The organism is Alkalibacterium indicireducens (assembly GCF_039522005.1).
Taxonomy (GTDB): Bacteria; Bacillota; Bacilli; order Lactobacillales; family Carnobacteriaceae_A; genus Alkalibacterium; species Alkalibacterium indicireducens.
The window spans coordinates 1-8,314 of sequence record NZ_BAAADA010000044.1 but is presented as its reverse complement, the minus strand read 5'-3'; the positions used below and the strand labels follow the sequence as shown (position 1 = coordinate 8,314).

6 protein-coding genes are annotated in these 8,314 nt (G+C 44.2%); 1 reads left to right on the top strand and 5 read right to left on the bottom strand.

Going from position 1 to position 8,314, the window contains the following annotated elements:
* The first annotated feature begins 145 nt into the window (after positions 1-145).
* Positions 146-766: a general stress protein gene (locus ABFX15_RS03125; RefSeq protein WP_346024053.1), complete on the top strand. Its 621-nt coding sequence runs from the start codon at positions 146-148 to the stop codon at positions 764-766.
* Positions 767-961: 195 nt separating this feature from the next.
* On the opposite strand, the gene purR is transcribed toward ABFX15_RS03125, so the two are convergent.
* The 5 genes from purR to ABFX15_RS03100 all read right to left on the bottom strand — a co-directional run bounded on the left by purR (position 962) and on the right by ABFX15_RS03100 (position 8,165).
* A complete protein-coding gene (gene purR / locus ABFX15_RS03120; protein ID WP_346024052.1) occupies positions 962-1,783 on the bottom strand; it encodes a pur operon repressor in 822 nt (273 codons plus the stop codon).
* Positions 1,784-2,033: 250 nt separating this feature from the next.
* The gene (tnpA, locus tag ABFX15_RS03115) at positions 2,034-2,543 is read right to left on the bottom strand and encodes an IS200/IS605 family transposase (RefSeq protein WP_346024051.1); all 510 of its coding nucleotides are present in this window, start codon (positions 2,541-2,543) and stop codon (positions 2,034-2,036) included.
* 180 nt (positions 2,544-2,723) lie between these two features.
* Complete coding sequence (locus ABFX15_RS03110) at positions 2,724-6,155, bottom strand: pyruvate carboxylase (protein ID WP_346024050.1); 3,432 nt, start codon at positions 6,153-6,155, stop codon at positions 2,724-2,726.
* A 499-nt stretch (positions 6,156-6,654) separates the two neighbouring features.
* Entirely contained in the window at positions 6,655-7,512 is an 858-nt protein-coding gene (locus ABFX15_RS03105; protein ID WP_346024049.1) for a metal ABC transporter permease, read from the bottom strand.
* Positions 7,449-8,165 carry a metal ABC transporter ATP-binding protein gene (locus ABFX15_RS03100; protein WP_346024048.1) on the bottom strand — a complete coding sequence of 239 codons (717 nt, stop codon included), beginning with the start codon at positions 8,163-8,165 and terminating at the stop codon, positions 7,449-7,451. Before ABFX15_RS03100 ends, ABFX15_RS03105 begins: the two co-directional genes overlap by 64 nt.
* Between the last annotated feature and the right edge of the window lie 149 nt (positions 8,166-8,314).

Here is an 8,314-nt window from a genome sequence, read left to right as displayed (position 1 = left end):
AAGCTATCGCTTGACCGAAATTCATCTCCCACTTTCACTGGTGCTTCGCACCCATACGCTTAGAAGTGGGAGACTTCTTTCGGAATTACGTTAAACTAGAAAATAGATGGTTCTATTTCTGCCATCTTCAGGAAGGAAGAGTTTAATGAATAAAGATTTTACTGTCATAGGCAGCTATCCCACTGAAAGAGAAGCTGAACAGGTCGTTCGTCGCCTGATGGACGAAGGTACGGATAAAAAGGATATAACTATTTTTACCAACAAGGATAAAGGCAATCAGCTTCGAAACCCGGACAATGTCGATGTAGCCAATCCGGATGTCAACGGAACTGATAAAGATCATGACAACGAAAAGAGTTTCTGGGAATCACTGAAAGATGCTTTCTTAGTAAGAGATGATGAGTATTACAATGATTCAAATTATATACAAGAAGATGATACGCTCCACATGTATCGGGATGACTTGAAGAAAGGTCACCTGGTTGTCGCTGTCGATCGTTCTGATAAAACAGATAATGTAGAAAATCCGACATCATCTTCCGCTACACATGCCGGAGATCCGGATCTTGAAACACTTGGAACAACAGCCGGTTTTCCTAATGAGGGAAGCGTTCAGGGAATGGGCGACGGCGGTCAGCCGCCGATGGAACCTAAAACGAATGACGGAACCCCTCCGGAACTGGAAGACACACACGGAGAAGCTGATGTGGATGATTCAACAGAAGACCGGCTTCGTCAGACACGTAAGGAAGACTTCGACTCCTAGACTGAAAGATTTCTGAATAAGTAAAAAGCCTGCCGGAGATGGCAGGCTTTCCTTTTTGTCATTTATTCATTGCCCACTCAGACTGATATAGACGCTGAGTGGGCAATGATATTCCATTTATTTACTACTCAACTCGAGATAGTCCCTCAGTGGGCATTACTCACTGATTTTCCAGCCAACAATAGCTGCCATAGCTTACTCGATAGAGAAGTTTCCAGGAGATACTTCGATCGTGCGGTCCTGTGTGTTGACCTTATCCACTTTGATCAGTGAGGTGTAATCTTTCACTGAACGTTCCCCATTAAATATATTTTCAGCAATAACCGTTGCGCCAACTACTTCAGAATTGAATTCTTCGATCAGGCTGATCATGCCGTTGACCGTACCTCCGCCTTTCAGGAAGTCATCTACGATCAGCACCTTTGAACCCATGTCCAGACTTCTTCTGGACAGCTCCATTTTCTCCACTCTATCGGAAGATGATCCGGACACATAGTTGATGCTGACGGTGGACCCTTCAGTCACTTTTGAGTCTCTTCTGACAATAACAAATGGAACATTCAGATAAAAGGCCACGGACTGAGCGATCGGCACCCCCTTAGTCGCAACAGTCATCACACTGTCCACGTCTTTATCCATATATTGGGAAGCGATAACTCGTCCGATTCCCCTCAGCCATTTTGGATCCCCCAGCATATCAGACAGATAGACATATCCACCGGGGAGCAGTCGCTTGGAATAATTCAGCTCTTCACACAAGTCGCGGATAAACAGCTCAACATCTTCTGCTTTCATCTTTGGAATATATTTGACTCCTCCAGCTGCTCCGGGCAGAGTCTCAAGGAAGCCGATGCCTCTTTTGGCAAATGTTTCTTTTACAATGGTAAGATCTTCACTGATGCTTGATTTTGCGGACTCATACCGTTTTGAAAACAGAGTGAGTGGAATCAATGTGTGGGGATGTTCAATCAGATAATGTGTAATATCGATTAGTCGTTCGCTGCGTTTTACTTTCATTTTTACTTTCACCTCATTATGTAACGTACATTACATTCTATTACTGACTATTCTACCTCTTTTATTCGGAAATTCATAGGTTTTTTATTGCTTTAAATAATAAATGTTCGTTTATTGTGATTTCTTTTCGTCAGTATCAATAATTTATTCTTGAAAAATCAAAACCACCAGTGTGAACTGGTGGTTTGCTCTGCGGCTGAAAGCCTCTCTTACCGGCCTCGGCCTGAAAGGCCCACTGAGTGGGTTTCCCTTATGCACCACACTTACTCACTGATTCTAAAAGAATCGTTTGTTTTTTCTTGTTCTTATGTCCGGTGAACGGATCATATTCTTCGAATAATGTCAGTTGATCGCTCATATAGTCTTCTCGAAGCTGATTCCTAATATACTCTTCGATCTGTTTTCTATTTCGACCGACTGTGTCGACAAAATACCCCCGACACCAGAACTTTCGATTCCCATATCGGTATTTCAAATTGGCATGTCGATCGAAAATCATCAGGCTACTTTTTCCTTTCAAATACCCCATGAACTGAGATACACTCAACTTTGGTGGGATACTAACTAACATATGAATGTGATCCTTGCACGCATTCGCTTCGTGTATTTCCACTCCTTTTCTCTGACAAAGTTCTCGGATAATCTCACCGATGCTCTGTTTATACTTGCCATATATTATCTGTCTTCTGTACTTGTGTGCGGAAACGATGTGATACTTACATCTCCATTGTGAATGTGCTAAACTGTTCTTGTCCTTCATGGGACGCCTCCTTCAATGATTTGAGTAAGTGGTCGGGAAACCAACTTTATCTTATCATGAAGTGAGGCTTTTTTTGACCCCACGCTGAAAGCTATCCTTAACCCCCGGCATAGCCGGGGGTTTTCAAAGTACAGAAAAAGAAAAGAGACCCGTCTGCCAAGGGTCTCTTCACCAAAAATTTTATTTAGTTTCAATTTCAACAAGCAAATCATTAGACTGAATCTGATCGCCTTCTTTGACAAATAAGCGTTCAACTCGTCCGGCAATTGACGAACGGATCGTCGTTTCCATCTTCATTGCCTCAGTTATAACAATCGGTGCACCTTTTTCGACTTTGTCACCACGCTTGACCAGAACCTGAAGAACAGAACCGGGCATCGTTGCACCAATATGTCCTTTATTGGACGGTTCAGCTTTCTTGCGGACCGCTTTGGTCGTCGTTACACTCTTGTCCTGAATTTCAATCTGACGGGCCTGGCCGTTCAGTTCAAAGTAAAGGGTACGGTTACCTTCCAGATCAGGGTCACCAATCTGATTCAGCTTGATGATCAACGTTTTCCCTTTTTCAAGAGTCACTTCGATCTGCTCACCCATACGCATGCCGTAGAAGAAGGTCGGTGTATCAAACTTGTTCACTTCTCCATACATATTATAGAAGAAGGTGTAATCCAGGAAGACCTGTGGATACATGATGTAACTGATGACCTCTTCCATACTCGGTTCTCTGTCCAGGTGTTCGCCGAGCTCAGCCTTGACCTTCTCAAAATCCATCGGCTCCTTGTATTCCCCTGGTCTTTTCTCAAGCGGTTTGTCTCCTTTGAGAACGATCTCCTGCAGACGTTTCGGGAATCCGCCTTCGGGTCTGCCGAGCTCACCTTTAAAGAAGTTGACAACTGATTTAGGAAAATCGATGTCCTCTCCTTTATCGTAAATGTCCTGTTCGGTCAGGTCATTTTGAATCATGAACAGAGCCATGTCTCCTACTACTTTGGAAGACGGCGTTACTTTGACAATATCCCCGAACATATGGTTCACGACAGCATAAGCCGCTTTGATATCGTCCCAGCGATCCTCAAGGCCGACCCCTTTGGCCTGCTGTTTGAGGTTCGTGTACTGTCCACCAGGCATCTGGTGCGTATAGACTTCAGTAGACGCAGCAGGCATGCCTTCTTCAAAATCAGCATAGTATTTACGTGTATCTTCCCAGTATCGGTTCAGCTGCTCTACATTCTGTATATTGAAATTAGGCGCATGGGATGTTCCTTCCAGTGCATAATACAGACTGCTCATGCTCGGCTGACTTGTTTTTCCACTTAATGCACTCTGAGCGACATCGACAATGTCAACACCGGCACGAATCGCCGCACCATAGGTATAGACGCCATTTCCGCTCGTGTCATGCGTATGCAGATGAATCGGTATCTTCACAGTGTTTTTCAGTTCGCGGATCAGACGATAGGCAGCATGCGGTTTAAGCAGTCCTGCCATATCTTTGATTGCAAGAATATGGGCGCCCATTGCTTCCAGCTCTCTTGCCATCCGCTTATAGTAATCCATCGTATACTTAGTCTGAGACGGATCGTTCAAGTCACCCGTGTAGCAGATGGCCGTTTCTGCTATCTTGTTCTCATCCCTAACAAACTGAATACTTTTCTCCATCTGAGGAAGCCAGTTCAGGCTGTCAAATATTCTAAAGACATCGATTCCGTTAGCTGCTGCCAGACGGATGAATTCCTGAAGGACATTATCCGGCAGATTTTCATACCCAACACCGTTCGATCCTCTGAAGAGCATCTGGAGTAAAGTATTCGGCATTTTCTGACGGAGTTTTCTTAGACGCTCCCATGGGTCTTCGGTCAGGAAGCGGTAAGACACATCAAATGTGGCGCCTCCCCACATTTCCAGAGAGAAGAGTTCAGGTATCGCCTGCTCAGTCTGTTCAGCAATTGCCAGCATATCTTTCGAACGCATACGTGTTGCCAGCAGACTCTGGTGGGCATCTCTGAACGTCGTATCAGTCATCAGGACTGAGTTCTGTTCTTTAAGCCACTGGGCTACTGCTTCGGGACCATCTGTATCCAGAATATGTTTAGGATAGACGATATCTTCAGAAGGAAGGATCAGCTTCTCCGGCATTCTTGGTTTCTTGTACGCTTTTTTCTCTACTTTTCCGATTCCCGGGAACCCATTGACTGTTACATTTCCGATATACTTTAGAGATTTATTCCCTCTGTCTCTCAGCTTTGAATACTCGAAAAGTTCCGGTGTTTCATCAATAAATCGTGTCGTCGCTTTCCCTGAAGAAAACTCAGGGTGCTTGAGTACGTTGATCAGGAAGGGAATATTAGTTTTTACGCCTCGAATTCTGAATTCGATCAGAGACCGTGTCATTTTCTGAACAGCTTTTTCATAGTCCATTGCCTGAACAGACAGTTTAACTAAGAGTGAATCGAAAAATGGAGTAACGACTGACCCTTGGAAACCATTCCCTGCATCCAGTCGAATACCAAACCCACCCGGCGAGCGGTACGTATTGATTTTCCCAGTATCAGGAAGGAAGCCATTTGCTGGATCTTCAGTTGTAATCCGGCACTGAATAGCTGCACCGTTCAGTCGGATATCTTCCTGATGAGGTAGTCCGACTTCTTCAAACAGATTTTTTCCTTGAGCGATCAGAATCTGGCTCTGAACGATATCGATTCCGGTCACCATTTCAGTGATCGTATGCTCAACTTGTACACGGGGGTTTACTTCAATAAAGAAAAATTCGTCGTTTTCAAGCAGAAACTCTACTGTCCCTGCGTTGACATAGTCGACATGCTTCATGAGTTTGACCGCTGTTTGGCACAGTTCTTCTCTCACTGAAGGAGACAGGTCTACACATGGAGCTACTTCGACTACTTTCTGGTGACGTCTTTGAACAGAACAGTCTCGTTCATACAGGTGGACGATATTCCCATGACTGTCCCCGAGGATTTGAACTTCGATATGCTTGGGGTTGGAAATATAGCGTTCGACGTAAATATCGTCACGGCCAAACGCCGCTTTCGCTTCACTCCTTGCCCGCTCGAATCCTTCTTCAGCTTCGGCTTCGTTATGAGCTACACGCATACCGCGTCCACCGCCACCTAAAGCGGCTTTCATCATGATCGGATATCCGAATGTGCGTCCGAATGCCTTGACCTCTTCAACACTGTCGACCGGCCCGTCTGTTCCTGGAATAGTAGGAATACCTGCTTCTTTGGCTACTTCCTTAGCTTTCAGTTTATCTCCAAACACATCCAGATGACGCGTTTCCGGTCCGATGAAAATGATCCCTTCCTCTTCACAGCGTTCTGCAAAGCCCAGATTTTCAGATAAGAACCCGTATCCAGGATGGATCGCTTCAGCACCCGAATCTTTAGCAATAGCAATAATGCTTTCAATGTCTAAGTATGCATCGATGGGCTTCTTTCCTTCTCCCACCAGATAAGCTTCATCTGCTTTAAACCGGTGAACGCTCGCTTCGTCCTCCTGAGCGTATATAGCAACCGTTGAAATCCTTAATTCATGCAGGGCTCTAAATATTCGGATAGCAATCTCGCCCCTGTTGGCAACCAATACTTTCTTCATTAAGTCTTCACCTCAACCTTATTTGATTTGACTAATTATCATTCTATTTTAACCTTACTCTCTATTTTACCAGAGATTGGCTCCATAAGAAAAGAATATTTTTCATTGTCTCAGAAATCAAAAAGGGATGCCATCGATAGGCATCCCTCTATGCTGACATCTATAAAAAGCTTGTTCAGTAACTTACCACATTTATTCCTTTATCTTTTTCTCCAAAAGGGTAATCTTTTCCCTGATGAGGCAGAAGGAAAAAAGAGATGTAGACTCTTTTCTAAACGTGTTAAGCAATACGATCAGAAACCGGCTGCCATTTTCTTCTCCAATCGTCTGCTTCAAACCTAGTCCACATTAATATGTAATCAATCATTACCATTCTATCATCCATGCCCGACTGAATCTCAGACAGTTCGGATAATTTTATGACAACATTCGCACAAAGACCCTCAATCAAGGAAGAATCACCTGTCCTTGGTTGAGGGTCACTTTTTTATCTTGCAAATTAATCTGTATCGCCAGTTATATTTCTGCGACGGGTCAGTCGTTCATACTGGGAGGCCGAGAATAGTTTCTTTATAGCAGTGGTCAACCCAAAAATGAAAATAAATATCAGAGTGATCGATGCTCCTGGCGGTGTACCGTATTGATACGAAGCAGTGAGACCGCTCAGCATTCCGATAACTGCAATGACTATGCCGATAAGGATAACGCCATTAAAACTCTTGCTTAACCGCATGGAAATTGCAGCTGGGAGAATAATAATCGCCGACACTAGTAAGGCGCCTACAATTGGCATGATGACTGCTATCGTCACACCGGTCAGTACGTTGAACAGAATCGACATACGCTTAATCGGAAGGCCAGCTGTAAATGCCGTATCTTCATCAAACGTCAGAATATACATCGGTTTTCTGAAAATAATGTATAAGCTCCCGATCGCCAGGGTCAAGCCAAGCAGAAGCCAGATCTGCTGCTGGCTTATCGTAACGATGGATCCGAACAGGAACTGGTTGATATTCAGTGATGCACCGCCTTCGTTCAGACCTAGAAGAACCAGAGCGACTGCCATCCCTCCGGACATCAACATTGCTACTGATATTTCAGAATATGTCCGGTATATCATTCGAAGATACTCCAGTAAGATGGCTACGCCTATCACGACGATAATATTTGTCCAGGTCGGGTCAGTACCTAACAGCATCCCAAGTGCCACCCCGGCAAGCGATATATGCGAGAGGGTATCCGCAATCAGAGACTGTCTTCTCAAAATCAGAAAAAGCCCCAGAACTGGCGCAATCAGTGAGATGAGGAATGATGCCTGGAAGGCTCTTTGCATGAATCCATAGAAAAACATCTCCAAGGGGAATCCTCCTTCCGTATCAGTTCGATATGTTTATTCGCATATTGACGCAGCTCTTCATGATCATGCGTCACCATCAGTATGCCTTTTCCATGATCCTGACTGTTATGCTTAAGTAGGCGATAAAATTCTTCACGGGAATGGCTGTCCATACCTGTGGTCGGTTCATCCAGGACAAAGAGATCAGGGTCCGTTGCAAATACTCGGGCGATCGAAATACGCTGCTTCTGACCCCCGGACAGTTCACCTATTTTCTTGTGACGCATATCCCACATACCAACGGATTCAAGAGATCGTCTGACATGTTCCTTATCTTCTTTATCCAGTTTTTTGAACCAGCGTCCTCTAGGATATCTCCCTGACTGAACGAGTTCCAGAACAGTACTTGGAAAACCTGCGTTGAATGAAGAAACCTGCTGAGGAACATAGCCTACAACGAGTTTTTCATTCCACCTATTTGTTCTGGACAGAGTGACGTTTCCTTTCGACGGTTTAAGAAGTCCCAGGATATTCCGTAATAAAGTTGTTTTTGCTGCCCCGTTTTCACCAGTCAGCATGACAAAATCACCGGAGTTCACCTCAAAAGAGATATTTTCCAGGACGGGTTCATCTTCATAATGGAAAGCAAGGTCATCGACTGTAATATATTGCATAAATTATCGACCTTTCTTAGATAGATTCGCTCTTAAGTATAGCATTTTATCCAGCATTTTTCAGCTGAATCTGTTAAACGTATGTGTCAAGACTTTGGCGGAAACTTTTTTTCTAGAGATGGTAACTCTTCAATTTTAATATTAAAATG

Excerpts from the sequence above, each read along its gene's own strand:
- purR (WP_346024052.1), bottom strand. The coding sequence starts at position 1,783 with ATGAAAGTAAAACGCAGCGAACGACTAATCGATATTACACATTATCTG.
- tnpA (WP_346024051.1), bottom strand. The coding sequence starts at position 2,543 with ATGAAGGACAAGAACAGTTTAGCACATTCACAATGGAGATGTAAGTAT.
- ABFX15_RS03125 (WP_346024053.1), top strand. The coding sequence starts at position 146 with ATGAATAAAGATTTTACTGTCATAGGCAGCTATCCCACTGAAAGAGAA.
- ABFX15_RS03100 (WP_346024048.1), bottom strand. The coding sequence starts at position 8,165 with ATGCAATATATTACAGTCGATGACCTTGCTTTCCATTATGAAGATGAA.
- ABFX15_RS03110 (WP_346024050.1), bottom strand. The coding sequence starts at position 6,155 with ATGAAGAAAGTATTGGTTGCCAACAGGGGCGAGATTGCTATCCGAATA.